Raw genomic sequence first — 15,713 nt, forward strand, 5'->3', positions numbered from 1 at the left:
CGCGCGCCGGGGGGGCCCGGGGGGGGGGGCCCCCCCCCCCCCGCGGGGGGGGGGGGGGGGGCCGGGGGGGGGGGGGGGGGGGGGGGGGGGGCCCGCCCCGCGGGGGGGGGGGGGCGCCCCCCCCCCCGCCCCGCGCGGCCTGCGACCAGCACCGCGTCAGGTCCAGCCGTACCGCTCGTGCAGCCGCTGCCTGACCAGGTTGAACCGCATCCGGTCCAGCGCGCAGGCCTCCCGGCGCATGCCCTCCTCGTGCAGCCTGAGGACCCGGTCCACGTCGACCCACGAGTCCCGCCCCGACCGGTCCCACGGCCCGCTCCCGATGGCCACCCACTCCCGGTCGCCGTCGTGCCGTTTGCTGGAGAGCTGCACGGCGAGGAAGGTGCCCGCCGCCTCCCGGGCGACGACCAGCACCGGACGGTCCTTGCCGCGGCCGTCGTCCTCCTCGAACGGCACCCAGGTCCACACGATCTCACCGGGATCCGGGTCGCCGTCGTGGGCGGGGGAGTACTCGGTGCGCACCCTGCCGACCCCGCGCGGGTCGGCCTCGGTGGTGGCGCAGGGGCCGTGACGGCCCGGGACGTTCTCGTCCGTCTCATCGGTAAACGTGCTCACGGGGGCACCTTAGGGCCTGCCCCCGTGAGCACGTCACCGCAGGGTCAGTCGTCGTCCACCGGCACCTTCCGGGCCGTCCCGTTGAGCGCCGAAGTGCCCTCCGGAGCGTGCCCGTTCTGGTTCATCGACGACAGCAGCTGACGGGCCAGGCCGAGCCCCGTGCCGCCCATGGTGAGTGCCTTGGCGAACAACTCGCCCATGCCGTCCGCGCCGTTGAGGAGCACCATGTTGTCCACGTTGCCGAACGCCGACGCGCCGGCCTGGACGATCTCCGGCCACTTCTCGGCGAGTTGCTGGGCGACGACCGCCTCCTGGTTCTCGGCGAGGGCGGCGGCCCGGGCCTTGATGGCCTCCGCCTCCGCGAGGCCCTGTGCCTTGGTGGCCTCCGCCTCGGCCAGACCCCTCGCCTGTGCCGCGGCCGCCTCGGCCTCACCGGTGGCCCGGGTGGCCGCCGCGGTGGCCGCGCCCCGGGTCTTGGTCGCCTCGGCCTCGGCGCCCGCGGCCGCCTTGACCCGGGTGGCCTCGGCCGCCGCCGCCAGTTCCGTCTCCTTGGCCTTGGCCTGCGCCGCCGAGATACGGGCGTCGCGCTCGGCCTCGGCCAGCGTGCGCTTCTCGTAGGCCTTGGCGTCGGCCGGCTTGCGGACGTCGGCCTGGAGTTGCTGCTCGCGCCGGTGCGCCTCCAGCTCGGCGACCCGGGTCTCCTGGACGACGACCTCCTGCCGGGCCGCGGCGTCGGCGAGCGGACCGGCCTGCTGTGCCTTGGCCGCCGCCTTGTCCCGCTCGGCCTGGTAGCCGGCCTGGAGGATCTCGCTGTCCCGGGTGGCCTCCGCCATCCGGGCGAAGGACTGCTGTTCCGCCTCGGTGGCGAGACGGTTCGCCTCCGCCTGCGCGATGCGCGCGTCCCGCTGGACGGCCGCCGCGTGCGGCATCGCGAGGTTCTGGATGTACCCGGTCGGGTCCTCGATCTCGTGGATCTGCAGCGAGTCGACGATCAGACCGAGCTTCTCCATCTCGGAACCGCAGGCCGCCCGGGTCTGCCCGGTCAGCTTCTCCCGGTCGCGGATCATGTCCTCGACCGTCAGGCCGCCCACGATGGATCGCAGATGACCGGCGAACACGTTGTGCACCCGCTCCGACATCATCTTCTGCTGGTCGAGGAACCGGCGGGCCGCGTTGGCGATCGACACGAAGTCGTCGCCCACCTTGAAGATGACCACGCCCCGCACCTTCAGCGGAATGCCCTGGTGGGTCACGCAGTCCACGTGCAGTTCGGTCTCGTTCAGGTCGAGGGAGAGCTTGCGCACCGCCTGCACGCCGGGCAGCACCAGCGTGCCGCGCCCCGTGACGATGCGGAATCCCATGCCCTCCTCGAGGCCCTCGGTGCGGTGCTTGGAACCGGAGATGACGAGCGCCTCGTTCGGTTCGGCGACCCGCCACATCATCTTGAACAGACCGATCAGCGCGAGGACGGCGGCGACCGCCACCCCCGCAACGACGCCGACAACCATCGGCATACGCCCCCTTTGAATGGTGCCCTGTCGGCACCGAACGAAGGGAGTGTGCGCCCGCCCGGGCGCGGGGAGAAGACACCGGCCGATCCTTGTTGCAATCTTGATGCCTGCCGCCCTCACCTGCGGCGGAGCACGCTCAACTGTCGTACGCCGCCGTGACGTAGACCGTCCGCGGCGGCAGGTGCTCCACCACCATCACCACCGTGCCCCGCTCGATCCGGGCGCCGCCGTCGGCCGCGTAGGCGAGGAAGTGTTCCGCACCCCCGCGCACCCGGACGATCACCTCGCCGACCAGCCCCGGCCCGATCGTGCCGGTGACCCGCCCCATGAGTCCGACCATCGACGCATCGTCCATGGCCACAGGGTACGGGCGGATCGCCGTCGGCAACCTCCCCGGGAACAGCCCGAACGGCGCCGTCCCGCCCCCTGTTGGCGTACGGCCTCGCCACCCGCCCCGTGCGGGCCGAGATCCGCGGCCACACCGTCGGCTACGTCCTCGGGCTGCCGCACGCCGACGTACTCGTCGCGGGCTATCTGCTGGCCACCGTCGGCGCGTTGCCGCTGTCCGGTGACCCCTGGCTGCGCGGGCTCGGCCTCCTGGCCGGGGCGGGCGCGCTGCTGTGCCGGGCGCTGTGGCGGCTGGAGCCCGTATCGACCTGGTGCGCCGTCGTCGCGGCCTGCTCCGTGACGGTGTTCGGGTGGGTGACGCGCCGGCCGCCCGCGGCTGCCCGCCTTCGTGGCGGCGAGCGGCCGTGACGGCCACCGCCCGGCTCAGACCCCTTCGTCCGCGCCGGTGAGCGCCGGGGCCTGGCCCGCCCCCTCCAGCCGCTGGATGCGCATGCCGGGCCGGCGCCGGTGGACCGTCAGATACGACAGCCCGGCCGCCCCGGCGACCAGGGCGCGGGTGCTGCCGTGCGGCAGCCAGGCCGTGGTGCCCGGCCCGAGCGGCTCCGAGCCGTCGAGGCAGACCAGGGTGCCCTCCCCGGCGACGACCAGCAGCAGGACGTCGAGGTCCGGCTCGGTGTGGGTGTCGACGCGCCGTCCGGGCGCGATCCTGACGACGTTGGCGTCGAGCTGCCGGCCGGGCTCCGCCAGCCGCCACACGGCGCCCGTCGCGTCGTCCCCGGCGCCGCTCAGCGATCCCGTGTCGCACAGGATCCGTGGGCGTGGCGTGCTGCGGGGTTCCCCTGTCATCGCGCTGCGACCTCCGTCGTATGCTGGGCCCGGAAAATAGGCATCCTGAATGCAAATTTTAGCGTGAGAACGAGGAGCGGACGCATGACGAGCGGATCGGCCGCCACGGCCGCTGCGGTGACGTTCGTCTGGCTCGGGATGGTGCTCGCCATCTCCTTCCTGGAGACGCCGCTGAAGTTCCGGGCCCCCGAGGTGACCCTGCGCGTCGGGCTCGGCATCGGCCGTCTCGTCTTCCGGGCCCTCAACCGCGTCGAGGCGGCCCTGGCCGCCGCCCTGGTCGTGGCCGTCGCCGCCGGAGACCCGCCGGTGCCGGTCGCGGTCCTGACGGGTCTCGCCGCGGTGCTGCTCGCGGTGCAGATCGCGGTCGTCCGCCCCGTGCTCAACCGCCGGTCCGACCGGGTGCTGGCGGGCGAGGAGGGCGGACGTTCGCGGGCGCACCTGCTGTACGTGGCCTTCGAGGTGGCCAAGGCGGGCGTGCTGCTGGCCCTGGGAGTGGTCACCCTCTCAGTGTGACCCGCGGCACCCCTCCGCTCACATCACCCGTTCGGCTCCTGTGCGGCGGGCTTAACTCCTGATGATCCGCCGAGGTGACGTTCGTGTAACCAGCTCTGCGTACGGTCAACGGCGTACGAAGCGGGCAGATCAGCAGGAGAGGGGGCGCCCGTGGCCGCGCCGGACCCGCGGACCGACGGCAGCTCGACGGTGCGGACGGTCTGCTCGTACTGCGGGGTGGGCTGCGGCATCGTCCTCGACGTCGGCACCGGCCCGGACGGACGCCGTACGGTCCTGAAGGCGTCCGGCGACAAGGAGCACCCGGCGAACTTCGGCCGGCTGTGCACCAAGGGCGCCACCACCGCCGACCTGCTCTCCGCGCCCGGCCGGCTGACCACCGCCCTGCTGCGCCCCGAGCGCGGCGAGGAGGCGGTGCCCACCGCGCTGGAGGCGGCGGTCGCCGAGACGGCACGGCGGCTGCGGGCGGTCGTCGACGAGCACGGACCGGACGCCGTGGCCCTGTACGTCTCCGGGCAGATGAGCCTGGAGGCGCAGTACCTGGCGAACAAGCTGGCCAAGGGGTTCCTGCGCACCCGGTACATCGAGTCGAACTCACGGCTGTGCATGGCGAGCGCCGGCACCGGATACAAGCTGTCGCTCGGCGCCGACGGGCCGCCCGGCTCGTACCAGGACCTCGACCGGGCCGACGTCTTCCTGGTCATCGGATCCAACATGGCCGACTGCCACCCGATCCTCTTCCTGCGCATGATGGACCGGATCAAGTCGGCGGGCGCGAGGCTCATCGTCGTCGACCCGCGCCGCACCGCCACGGCGGACAAGGCCGACCTCTTCCTGCAGCTCCGGCCGGGCACCGACCTGGCGCTCCTCAACGGCCTGCTGCGGCTCCTGCACGACGGGGGCCACACCGACCCGGACTTCATCGCCGCGCACACCGAGGGCTGGGAGGAGATGCCCGCCTTCCTCGCCGACTACCCGCCGGACGTGGTCGCCGAGCTGACCGGCGTCCCGGAGACCGACCTGCGCGAGGCCGCCCGGCTGATCGGCGAGGCGGGGGAGTGGACCAGCTGCTGGACGATGGGCCTCAACCAGTCCACGCACGGCACCTGGAACACCAACGCCCTGGTCAACCTGCACCTGGCCACCGGTGCGATCTGCCGCCCGGGCAGCGGGCCCTTCTCGCTCACCGGCCAGCCCAACGCGATGGGCGGCCGGGAGATGGGCTACATGGGCCCGGGACTGCCCGGCCAGCGCTCCCTCGCCGTCGACGCCGACCGCGCCTTCACCGAGGAGCTGTGGGAGCTGCCCCCGGGCACCCTGCGCGCCGACGGCGCGGGCCTGGGCACCGTCGAGATGTTCCGGAAGATGGCCGACGGCGAGATCAAGGCGTGCTGGATCATCTGCACCAACCCGGTCGCCTCCGTCGCCAACCGCAAGACGGTCATCGAGGGCCTGGAGGCCGCCGAGTTCGTCGTCACCCAGGACGTCTTCGCGGACACCGAGACCAACGCGTACGCCGACGTCGTGCTGCCCGGCGCCCTGTGGACCGAGACCGAGGGCGTCCTGGTCAACAGCGAGCGCAACCTCACCCTCGCCCGCCCGGCCGTCGACCCGCCCGGCGAGGCCACGGCCGACTGGCGGATCATCGCGGCCGTCGCCCGCGCGATGGGCTACCGGCAGGGCTTCTCCCACGACAGCGCCGAGGAGGTCTTCGAGGAGATCAAACGCGCCCGCAACCCGCAGACCGGCTACGACCTCACCGGAGTGACGTACGAGCGACTGCGCTCCACGCCCGTCCAGTGGCCCGCCGCCGACCCCGCCGGCCCCGACCGCAACCCCGTCCGCTACGTCGGCACCGACGGCACCCCCACGTTCCCCACCGCCACCGGCCGCGCGCGCTTCCACGCCCGCCCGCACCTCGCGCCCGCCGAGATGCCGGACGACGACTATCCGTACGTCCTCAACACCGGCCGTCTCCAGCACCAGTGGCACACCCTCACCAAGACGGCCAGGGTGACCAAGCTGAACAAGCTGAACCCCGGCCCCTTCGTCGAGATCCACCCCGAGGACGCGGCCCGCCAGGGCATCGCCGACGGCGACTCGGTGGAGGTGGCCTCCCGGCGCGGGCGGGCCGTGCTGCCCGCCGTCGTCACCGACCGGGTGCGGCCGGGCTGCTGTTTCGCGCCGTTCCACTGGAACGACCTGTTCGGCGAGTACCTGAGCGTCAACGCCGTCACCAGCGACGCCGTCGACCCGCTGTCCTTCCAGCCGGAGTTCAAGGTGTGCGCGGTGTCGCTGACCAAGGTGGCCTCACCGGTGACGGTCCGCACCCCCGAGGCGCCGCCCGCGCTCGTCCCCACGGCCGTCGCGCCCGCCTCCGTCCCGGCCTCCGTCCCCACGTCCGTGCCGCCCTCCGTCCCGGCTCTCGGTACGGTCGCCGACGCGGCGGCCTCCGTCTTCGGGCTGGCGCCCGCCCCGCCGCCCGTGCTGACCGAGCGTGAACGGCAGTACCTCGTCGGTTTCCTGGCCGGCATACCCGCGGGCGCGCCCGGCGTCCCCGTCCTGCCCCCGGACGCGCCCTTCAGCCCCGAACACGCCCTGTGGGTGAACGGCACCCTGGCCGGCATGTACTCCCGCACCGCCGCGGCCCCGGCGCCGCGGCCGGCCCCCGGCCGCCGGGTCGTCGTCCTCTGGGCCTCGCAGACCGGCAACGCCGAGGACGTGGCCGCCGCCACCGCCGAGCGCCTCACCGCCGGCGGCCACGCCGCCACCCTCGTCGCCATGGACGAGGCCGACCCCGCCGCCCTGCCCTCCGACGCCGACCTGCTGCTGATCACCAGCACCTTCGGCGACGGCGACGCCCCCGACAACGGCACCGGCTTCTGGGACACCCTGGCCGCGCCCGGCATCGGCCGTCTGGAGGGACGCCGGTACGCGGTCCTCGCCCTCGGCGACTCCTCGTACGACGACTTCTGCGGTCACGGGCGCCGCCTCGACCGGCGTCTGGACGAGTTGGGCGCGGTACGGCTGGCTCCGCGCACCGACTGCGAACCGGACTACGAGAGCACGGCCGAGGCCTGGCTGGACCAGGTGCTCACCGCCCTGAACGGCACGTCGACGCCCGCGCCCGGCCCCGCCCCCGCCCCCGCCATCACGGCACCAGTACCGGCTGCGGCTTCCGCGACGGCTGCGGCTTCCGCTCCGGCTCCGGCGCGGTCCAGGCGCCCCGCGCCGGTCGCCGCCCGCCTCACCGGCAACCGGCTGCTGAGCCTGCCCGGCGCGGGCAAGGAGGTGCGGCGCTTCACCTTCGACACCCGTGACAGCGAGATCCCGCTCGTCTACGACGCCGGTGACGCACTCGGTGTCCGCCCGCTCAACTCCCCCTCCCTGGTGGCGGAATGGCTGGCCGTCACCGGGCTGGACGCCAAGACGCCCGTAAACCTGAACGGCGTCGGCGAGGCCGCCCTCGACGAGGCCCTGCTGCGCCACCTCGACATCACCCGGATCACCCCGGACCTGCTCCGTTTCGTCGCCGAACGGGTCCGTGACCCACGGGAGTTGCGCAAGCTGCTGCGCCCGGACAACAAGGACGAGCTGGCCAAGTGGTCCTGGGGCCGGCAGGCGGTCGACGTGGTCGCGGAGTTCGGGGTGCGCGCGGACGCCGGGGAGTGGGCCGGGGTGCTGGGCCGGCTCCAGCCCCGCCTGTACTCCATCTCCTCCAGCCCGCTCACCGACCCCGACCTGGTCTCCCTGACGGTCTCCGTCGTCCGCTACGAGAACCTCGACGGCCGCCCCCGGCAGGGCGTCTGCTCACCGTTCCTCGCCGACGCCGAACCGGGCACTCCGGTACCGGTGCACGTCCGGCGTTCGCCGCACTTCCGTCCGCCCGCCGATCCGAACACCCCCATGGTGATGGTCGGCCCGGGCACCGGCGTCGCCCCCTTCGTCGGCTTCCTCCAGGAGCGCCGGGCCCGTGGCCACCGGGCCCCCAACTGGCTCTTCTTCGGCGAGCAGCACCGGGCCACCGACTTCTACTACGAGGAGGAACTGACCGGGTTCCTCGCCGACGGCACGCTGGCCCGCCTCGACACGGCCTTCTCCCGGGACCAGCGGGCCAAGGTCTACGTCCAGGACCGCATGCGCGAGCACGGCCACCAGCTGTGGTCCTGGCTGCAGGACGGCGCCCACTTCTCCGTGTGCGGCGACGCCTCCCGCATGGCCAAGGACGTCGACCGTGCCCTGAAGGACATCGCCACGCTCCACGGTGGGCTCACCGAGGAGGAGGCGACGGTGTACGTCAAGCAGCTCGCCGCCGACAAGCGATACGTCCGGGACGTCTACTGAGACCGGGCGCCCCTCACTGATGGCGCGCCAACTGCCGCATGGCCAGGGCCAGTTGATGCCTCAACCGCCCCTTCGGGGTGCGCACCGGCCGGCCCAGCAGATGCTCGGCGTGGGTCAGCCGGTCCTGCAGCGTGGAGTGGTGCACGGTGATCTCGGCCGCCGCCGCCCGCAGGCTCGCCGTCCAGGCGACCGCGTGCAGCGTGCGCAGCATCCAGGGGGCGTCGGCCGCGGCCGCCTCCACGGCCCGGACGTCGGCGGGCGGCTCCGCACCGGGAACCGCGAGGTCGGCGAGGAACGCGAGCCCACCCAGCTCATCGGCGTACACCACCCGCCGCCCCGGGTCCCGCTCGGTGCCCTCGGCGGTGAACCGCAGGGCGGTACGGGCGACGGCCCAGGAGCGGGGGAGTGCGAGCACGGGAACGGCGGGCCCGACACCGAGCCGCGCGACCTGGGCGCCGCGAGGGTCGGCCGATGCGCCGAGCGGGGCCGCCACGCCCCCGGCGGGGTCGGCCGATGCGTCGAGCGGGGCCGCCGTGTCCCCGGCGGCGTGGGCCGGCCCGCCGTGCACGCCTGCGACGACGTCCCCGTCGGGGGCGGTCCGTCCGACGCCCGGGAGCGCCCGGGTGGCGGGCCTTCCGGCCAGGGGGCCGGTCGCGCCGCGCCGGGCCGCGTCGGCGGGCACGATCCGGGGCGGCCCCTCGGCCGCGGCCACGGCCCTCGTACGGCCGTCATCCGCGTGCCTGCCCCGGGCGGGGGGCCGCCGGGCGGCGGAACCTGCCCGCCATCCGGCGGGAGGCTCGAGCCCACCGGCCGGTGACCCTTTGTGCCCTGATCCGGGCCGGACCCGCAGGTGCCGGGCGAGAGCCGCGGCGGTGAGCAGCGCCACCAGGGCGCACACCCCCGGCCAGCCGAACCGGCCGTAGGCCCGCGCACCCAGCCAGGAACCCACGCTGCCGCCCAGGTAGGCGCAGGTCATGTACGCGGTGTTGAGCCGGCTGCGGACGCCGGCGCCGAGCGCGTAGATCCGCACCTGGTTGGCGACCATGCCGCACTGCATCCCGATGTCCAGCAGCAGCGTCCCGGCGGCCAGCGCGGCCAGGCCGGGCGCCCCGCCCCGTGAGCCGGGGGCCAGCACCGCGGCCGAGAGGAGGACACCGAGGAAGCACACCAGGTTCACCGCGTCCGGGCCCCGCCGGTCCACTTGCCGTCCGGCGAGCGGCGTGACCACCATCGTGGCCGCGTTGACCAGGGCGAGCAGTCCCACGGCGTCCGCGCCCAGGCCGTACACCGGACCCGTGAGCAGCAGCGCCACGCCGGTCCAGGCGGCGGAGAACCCCGCGAACACCGCGGCCTGGTAGAGGCAGGAGCGGCGCAGTTCGGGCTCCGTGCACAGCAGCCGCAGGGGCTGGGCGAGCAGCGCCGGGTAGCGGTGCGTCGCGGGCGGGGAGGCCGAGGGGAGGACGCGGGCGAGCAGGGCCGCGACCGCCAGGCTGAGCAGGGCGGCGAGGAGGTACGGCGCCCGCCAGCCCAGCCGGTCGCCGAGGGCGCCGCCGGCCGTGCGGGACAGCAGCATGCCCGCGAGGGAGCCGCTGAGCAGGGTGCCGCCGACGACGCCCCGGCGCTCCGCCGGGACCAGACCGGCGGCCAGCGGGCCGGCCAGCGGGGCGATCACCGTCGTGGCCCCGACCAGGACGCTCGCCGCCAGCAGCGGTGGCAGCGCGGGCGCCGCGGCCGCCGCACACAGGCCGAGACCGGTCAGCGTGAGCAGGGTGACCAGCAGCGGCCGGTGCGGGAGCCGGTCGCCCAGCGGCACCAGCAGGAAGATGCCCGTCGCGTAGCCGAGCTGCGTCGCGGTGACCACGGTGGCGGCCGCGGCGGGGGAGACGTGCAGACCCGCCGCCGCGAGCGGGCCGATCGCCTGCGGGAAGTAGACATTGCCGACCGCGACCCCGCAGGCCACGGCCAGCAGCGGGATCAGCCGGGAGGACACGGGCCCGGGCGCTGTACGCTGCGGGGGGATGAGATCCGTCATGTGCCGAAGTGCACGGCAGGTACGGGCGGTTGCCAAAGGATGTAGGCGGGGGCTACATGATCAGCTTCCTGCTCGGGGTCGACGACCTGGCCGACACCCGCTTCGCCATCTCCCCGCTCAGCCAGCTCATGGGCAGCCTGCAGGCCCTGCGCGCCCCCGGTCTGCACCCCCTGCACCGCCAGTGGCGGTCGACGGTGCTCGGCGGCACCGTCGCGCCCGACGACCTGCGCCTGCTGTCGGCCCTGGTCGGCGCCACCCTGGCCATGCCCGACTTCCTCACGCCCCGGCCCACCGCCTTCGCGCCCACGCTCGACGAGGAGCTGACCGCCGTACGGGCCACGCCCCCGGAGGTCGTACGGCGTGATCTGCGCGCCGCCCACGCGCCCCGTCCGCTCCCCGACGCCCTGCGGCAGGCCGAGGCCCCCGGTGACGAGCCGGTCCTCGACCTCCTCGACGGGATCTGCTCGCTGTTGCGCCGCTATTGGGAGGCGGCCCTGTCGCCGTACTGGCCGAGGATGCGGCTCGTGCTGGAGGCGGACATCACACACCGGGCACGGCAGCTCGCCACCGGCGGCGCGCACTCGCTCTTCTCCGGCCTGCATCCGAACCTGCGGTGGCGGGACGACGGTCTGCTGACCGTCGACAGGATGATCGGCCGGTACGAGGTGGAGGGGGCGGGGCGTGGCCTGCGGCTGGTCCCGTCCCTGTTCGCCCACAAGCCGGCGCCCCCGATCAGTGCCGAGGAACCGCCGATGCTCGCCTATCCGGGCCGGGGCACCGCGACCCTGTGGGAGCCGGAACCCGATCCCGGCGCCTCCGCGCTCGCCGCCCTCCTCGGGGCGCCCCGCACCGCGGTGCTGCGTCTGCTCGCCGAACCGCTGCCCACGGTCGAACTCGCCCGGCGCCTCGGCGTGACACCCAGCGCGGTCTCCCAGCACCTGCGGGTCCTGCACGCCACCGGCCTGGTGACGCGCGCCCGCGACGGACGGCGGGTGCTGTACCGGCGCAGCCCGCTCGGCGACCGGCTCGCCGGGGCCTGATGCGCCGAGACCGCATGACGAAGGGGCCGGAGCCGTGGCCGCTCCGGCCCCCTCGACCCGTGTGGCTCAGGCGGCCGCGGGCTCGCCCACGTGGCCGTGCAGGCGGGCGACGACCTCGGTGAGCTGGGCGGCGACCTCGGCGTCGTCGGCCGGGTGGGTCTCGGCGAAGCGGGTCAGCGAGCCCGGGATGGACAGCTTGAGGTCCTCGATCACCCTGCCGCCGGCGATGCCGACGGCCTTGCGGGCCTCGTCCTGCGCCCACACGCCGCCGTACTGGCCGAAGGCGGTGCCGACCACGGCGACGGGCTTGCCGCCGAAGGCGCCGGCGCCGTACGGGCGGGACAGCCAGTCGATGGCGTTCTTCAGGACGGCCGGGATGGTGCCGTTGTACTCGGGGGAGAACAGCAGGAACGCGTCGGCGGTGTGCGCGGCCTCGCGCAGCTTCGCGGCGACGGCGGGAACGCTGCCCTCGACGTCGAGGTCCTCGTTGTAGAAGGGGATCTCGGCCAGGCCCTCGAACAGCTCGACCTCGGCGCCCTCGGGCGCGAGCTTGACGGCCGCCTCGGCGAGCTGACGGTTGTGCGAACCGGCACGAAGGCTGCCGACGAGCGCAAGGATGCGAACAGACATGGGTACTCCAAGGGGCTGAAACATCGTCGTTACGATCCGGACCGAGGTCCGTTTAGCTTTCTACCAGCCTAACCGGACCGCGGTCCAGTTTTGTTCCCGATGCTTTACGCTGGCTTCATGTCCAGCGTCCTGCCGCCCCTTCCGCAGTCCCAGGAGCCCTCGGAGGGGCCGCGACTGCTCGAACTCGGTACCGAACTCCCGGCCGAGGACGACGAGCCGTGCCTGCGCGCCGACGCCGCGCGCAACCGCGCCCGGCTCCTGGAGGCCGCGGCCCGGCTCGTACGGGAACAGGGCGCGGCGAACCTGACCATGGAGGCGGTGGCCGCCGCGGCCCAGGTCGGCAAGGGCACCGTCTTCCGCCGCTTCGGCGACCGCACCGGGCTGCTCAGGGCACTGCTGGACCACTCCGAACGGCGGTTCCAGGCCGGGTTCCTGAGCGGCCCGCCGCCCCTGGGTCCCGGAGCCCCGCCCGTCGACCGGCTCGGCGCGTTCGGCGTCGCCATGCTGCGCCGTACGGCCTGCGAGCTGGAACTGCAGCTCGCGGCCGAACCCGAGGCCGACCGCCGCTACACCGTGCCGCCGCGCCGCGTCATGCACCACCACGTGGCGATACTGCTGCGGCAGGCCGCGCCCGGCGCCGACGCCGACCTCCTCGCCCACACGCTCATGAGCCACCTCGACCCGGGCCTGGTGCACCACCTGACCAGGCAGTGCGCGATGCCCCTGGAGCGGCTGGAGAGGAACTGGCTGGACCTGGTCGCCCGCGTCACCCGGAGCGAGCCGCCCCGCTGAGCCGCCCGTCCCGGTCCTCTGCCAAGATGCGGTACGTCATGGTGGAGATACCGAACACGCCCTCGGTGCCCTCGTCGGCGGCACCCGTACCGCGCTCCGTCCCGACGAGCGCCGATGTGGCCCGGCTGGCCGGCGTCTCACGCGCGACCGTCTCCTACGTCCTCAACAACACCAGCGCCGTGCGGATCAGCGAGCCCACCCGCCGCCGGGTCCACGAGGCCGCGAAGGAGCTGGGGTACGTCCCGCACGCGGCCGCCCGCAGCCTGCGCGCCGGACACAGCCGTCTGGTCCTGATGCCCGCCCCGGCCATCCCGGTCGGCCTGCTCTACGCCCGGTTCATCAACGAACTCCAGTGGGCGCTCAGCCGCCTGGACTACACCGTCGTCCAGTACGGCACGGTCGGCCTGCGCGGCGACGACGCCGCCCGCGCCTGGGCCGAACTGCGGCCGGTGGCCGTGCTGGTACCCGGTACGGGCCTCGGCCCGCAGGGCGTCGCGGTCCTCAAGCGGTCCGGCGCCCGGGCCGTGGTCACCCTCGGCCCCGAGCGGGTCGAGGGCGCGCACGCCCTGCTGATGGACCACGAGAGCGTCGGCCACTGCGCCGGCAGCCATCTGCGGGCCCGCGGCCGGCGCCGCGTCGGAGTCGTCGTACCCGAGGAGGACGGCCTGGAGGCCTACTCCCGGCCCCGCCTCGAAGGCGTGCGCCAGGCGCTGCACGGCACCGGCGCCACCGTGACCGCGCTGCCGCTCGCCCACACCGAACAGGCGGCCGCCCGACTCGCCGCCGACTGGCCCCGGTTGGGCCTGGACGCGGTGTTCGCCTACAACGACGAGTACGCGATGCTGCTGATGCGCGCCCTCAAGGACGAGGGCGTACGCATCCCCGAGGACACCGCCGTGGTCGGCGCCGACGATCTGATGCTCGGCCGGCTGCTGCGCCCCCGGCTCAGCACCGTCCACGTCGAGCTGCCCTCCGGGCAGTACCTCGCCGAACTGGTCGACCGCGCGGTGCGCGACCCGCACGCCGAACCCGAGACGCACAAGGTGCTGGGCGCGTCGCTGGTCCGACGGGACTCCAGCTGACGCGGACTCACCCCCCTCGGCACGGCGTGACTAGGATGTTGCGGGCTCAACGAAACGCACTTCCCCCGGTGAACGGAGAGCCGTCATGCCGTTGCTCGACCCGAAGACCTGGCAGCCCGGCGGCCTGTCGGGTGCCGAGTACACCGTCACCGAGCCCGCCACCGGCGACCCGCTCGGCACCGTCACCCTCGCCGCGCCCCAGGACGTCGAGCCGGCCGCCCGGGCGGCCGGTGCCGCCCAGCGCGACTGGGCCCGCGCACCCCACTTCGTCCGCGCCCAGGTCCTGCGCAGGGCCGGTGACCTGTTCACCGCGCACGCCGGCGAACTGCGCGAGTGGATCGTCCGCGAGTCCGGCTCCGTCCCCGGCAAGGCCGACTTCGAACTGCACGTCGCCGCCCAGGAGTGCTACGAGGCCGCCGCCCTCGCCTCCCGCCCGGCCGGCCAGGTGCTGCCCAGCGAGGCGCCCCGGCTGTCGTACACCCGCCGGGTCCCGGTCGGCGTCGTCGGCGTGATCTCCCCGTTCAACGCCCCGCTGATCCTCTCCATCCGCTCCGTCGCCCCGGCCCTCGCCCTCGGCAACGCGGTCGTCCTCAAGCCGGACCCGCGCACCGCCGTCTGCGGCGGACTGTCCCTGGCCGCCGTCCTCGCCGCGGCCGGTCTGCCCGACGGCCTTCTGCACGTGCTGCCGGGCGGCGCGGACACCGGCTCCGCCCTGGTCGAGGACCCGCGGGTGCCGGTCATCTCCTTCACCGGCTCCACGGCGGCGGGCCGCGCCGTCGGCGAGGCGGCCGGCCGCCACCTCAAGCGCGCCCACCTCGAACTGGGCGGCAACTCCGCGCTGGTCGTACTGGAGGACGCCGACCTGGACGCGGTGATCTCCACCGCCGCCTGGGGCTCGTTCTTCCACCAGGGCCAGATCTGCATGACGACCGGCCGCCACCTGGTGCACGCCTCCCTGTACGAGGAGTACGTCGAACGGCTCGCCGCCAAGGCCGACTCGCTCGCCGTCGGCGACCCGCACCGCGACCAGGTCCACCTGGGCCCCGTCATCGACGCCGGCCAACTCGCCAAGATCCACGGCCTGGTGGAGACGAGCGCCGCCCACGGCGCGAAACTCGCCGCGGGCGGCACCTACGAGAACCTCTTCTACCGGCCGACCGTGCTCGCCGGCGTGGACGACCACACCCCCGCCTACGCCGACGAGGTCTTCGGCCCGGTCGCGCCCGTCCGCTCCTTCACCACCGCCGACGAGGCGGCCGCGCTCGCGGCGGACAGCGCCTACGGGCTCTCCCTGGGCATCGTCACCCGGGACGCGGCGCGCGGCCTGGACCTCGCCGAGCGGATCCCCACCGGCATCGTCCACATCAACGACCAGACCGTGAACGACGAGGCCGTGGCGCCCTTCGGCGGGGTCGCCGCGTCCGGCACCGGCGCCCGCTTCGGCGGCGACGCCAACCTGGAGGCCTTCACCGACGTGCGCTGGACGACGGTACGCGCGGACGTGGCGCCGTACCCCTTCTGAGCCCTCCGCCGGCGGGCGTCACTCCGCCTGGGCGCCGTCCTGCTGTGCGGCGATGTTCCGGCGGACCTCGTCCATGTCCAGCTTCCGGGCCTGCCCGATGACGTCCGTGAGGGCGGACTCGGGCAGCGCGCCCGGCTGGGCGAACACGGCGACCTGGTCGCGGACGATCATCAGCGTCGGGATGGACTGGATCCCGAAGGCCTGCGCCAGCTCCGGCTGGGCCTCGGTGTCCACCTTGCCGAAGACCAGATCGGGGTTGGCCTCGGCGGCCTTCTCGTACACCGGCGCGAACTGGGTGCACGGCCCGCACCAGGACGCCCAGAAATCGATCAGGACGAAGGGATTCTCCGTGACCGTCCGGTCGAAGTTCTCCTTGGTCAGCTCCACGGTGCTGCTCATCGCGTGATTCCCTCTTCCTGATGTGGGGGGCTTCCCGGTGTGGTG

14 protein-coding genes are annotated in these 15,713 nt (G+C 74.3%); 7 read left to right on the forward strand and 7 right to left on the reverse strand.

The window, feature by feature from the left end:
• Nucleotides 1–156: 156 nt before the first annotated feature.
• The 3 genes from ACFYMM_RS21080 to ACFYMM_RS21090 form a co-directional block, all read right to left on the reverse strand.
• On the reverse strand, nt 157–612 hold the full coding sequence (locus tag ACFYMM_RS21080) for a type II toxin-antitoxin system PemK/MazF family toxin (protein WP_388388688.1): 456 nt from the start codon (nt 610–612) through the stop codon (nt 157–159).
• A 44-nt stretch (nt 613–656) separates the two neighbouring features.
• Nucleotides 657–2,126, reverse strand: coding sequence for an SPFH domain-containing protein (locus ACFYMM_RS21085; RefSeq protein WP_388388690.1), 1,470 nt, complete (start codon nt 2,124–2,126; stop codon nt 657–659).
• Between the two features lie 133 nt (nt 2,127–2,259).
• Nucleotides 2,260–2,478 carry a hypothetical protein gene (locus tag ACFYMM_RS21090; protein ID WP_388388692.1) on the reverse strand — a complete coding sequence of 73 codons (219 nt, stop codon included), beginning with the start codon at nt 2,476–2,478 and terminating at the stop codon, nt 2,260–2,262.
• Between the two features lie 74 nt (nt 2,479–2,552).
• Between ACFYMM_RS21090 and ACFYMM_RS21095 the strand changes: the two genes are divergently transcribed.
• The gene (locus ACFYMM_RS21095; RefSeq protein ID WP_388388695.1) at nt 2,553–2,879 is read left to right on the forward strand and encodes a DUF6629 family protein; all 327 of its coding nucleotides are present in this window, start codon (nt 2,553–2,555) and stop codon (nt 2,877–2,879) included.
• A gap of 15 nt (nt 2,880–2,894) precedes the next feature.
• On the opposite strand, the gene ACFYMM_RS21100 is transcribed toward ACFYMM_RS21095, so the two are convergent.
• The gene (locus tag ACFYMM_RS21100) at nt 2,895–3,317 is read right to left on the reverse strand and encodes a cupin domain-containing protein (RefSeq protein ID WP_388388697.1); all 423 of its coding nucleotides are present in this window, start codon (nt 3,315–3,317) and stop codon (nt 2,895–2,897) included.
• 84 nt (nt 3,318–3,401) lie between these two features.
• Between ACFYMM_RS21100 and ACFYMM_RS21105 the strand changes: the two genes are divergently transcribed.
• On the forward strand, nt 3,402–3,830 hold the full coding sequence (locus tag ACFYMM_RS21105) for a hypothetical protein (protein WP_388388699.1): 429 nt from the start codon (nt 3,402–3,404) through the stop codon (nt 3,828–3,830).
• A gap of 150 nt (nt 3,831–3,980) precedes the next feature.
• Nucleotides 3,981–8,171: a molybdopterin-dependent oxidoreductase gene (locus ACFYMM_RS21110; RefSeq protein WP_388388701.1), complete on the forward strand. Its 4,191-nt coding sequence runs from the start codon at nt 3,981–3,983 to the stop codon at nt 8,169–8,171.
• A gap of 13 nt (nt 8,172–8,184) precedes the next feature.
• On the opposite strand, the gene ACFYMM_RS21115 is transcribed toward ACFYMM_RS21110, so the two are convergent.
• Entirely contained in the window at nt 8,185–10,203 is a 2,019-nt protein-coding gene (locus ACFYMM_RS21115) for an MFS transporter (protein ID WP_388388703.1), read from the reverse strand.
• 56 nt (nt 10,204–10,259) lie between these two features.
• On the opposite strand from ACFYMM_RS21115, the gene ACFYMM_RS21120 reads away from it, so the two are divergent.
• A complete protein-coding gene (locus ACFYMM_RS21120) occupies nt 10,260–11,243 on the forward strand; it encodes a metalloregulator ArsR/SmtB family transcription factor (protein WP_388388706.1) in 984 nt (327 codons plus the stop codon).
• Nucleotides 11,244–11,309: 66 nt separating this feature from the next.
• On the opposite strand, the gene ACFYMM_RS21125 is transcribed toward ACFYMM_RS21120, so the two are convergent.
• The gene (locus tag ACFYMM_RS21125; RefSeq protein ID WP_388388708.1) at nt 11,310–11,873 is read right to left on the reverse strand and encodes an NADPH-dependent FMN reductase; all 564 of its coding nucleotides are present in this window, start codon (nt 11,871–11,873) and stop codon (nt 11,310–11,312) included.
• Nucleotides 11,874–11,990: 117 nt separating this feature from the next.
• On the opposite strand from ACFYMM_RS21125, the gene ACFYMM_RS21130 reads away from it, so the two are divergent.
• The 3 genes from ACFYMM_RS21130 to ACFYMM_RS21140 all read left to right on the forward strand — a co-directional run bounded on the left by ACFYMM_RS21130 (nt 11,991) and on the right by ACFYMM_RS21140 (nt 15,269).
• Entirely contained in the window at nt 11,991–12,665 is a 675-nt protein-coding gene (locus ACFYMM_RS21130; protein WP_388388710.1) for a TetR/AcrR family transcriptional regulator, read from the forward strand.
• A gap of 38 nt (nt 12,666–12,703) precedes the next feature.
• The gene (locus ACFYMM_RS21135; RefSeq protein ID WP_388388712.1) at nt 12,704–13,747 is read left to right on the forward strand and encodes a LacI family DNA-binding transcriptional regulator; all 1,044 of its coding nucleotides are present in this window, start codon (nt 12,704–12,706) and stop codon (nt 13,745–13,747) included.
• A gap of 85 nt (nt 13,748–13,832) precedes the next feature.
• Nucleotides 13,833–15,269 (forward strand): aldehyde dehydrogenase family protein, encoded by a 1,437-nt coding sequence (locus ACFYMM_RS21140; protein ID WP_388388714.1) that lies wholly within the window; start codon nt 13,833–13,835, stop codon nt 15,267–15,269.
• Between the two features lie 18 nt (nt 15,270–15,287).
• On the opposite strand, the gene trxA is transcribed toward ACFYMM_RS21140, so the two are convergent.
• Nucleotides 15,288–15,668 (reverse strand): thioredoxin, encoded by a 381-nt coding sequence (gene trxA / locus ACFYMM_RS21145; protein WP_388388716.1) that lies wholly within the window; start codon nt 15,666–15,668, stop codon nt 15,288–15,290.
• Nucleotides 15,669–15,713 lie beyond the last annotated feature (45 nt).

Origin of the sequence: Streptomyces sp. NPDC006739, from assembly GCF_042869815.1 — a bacterium.
Taxonomy (GTDB): Bacteria; Actinomycetota; Actinomycetes; order Streptomycetales; family Streptomycetaceae; genus Streptomyces.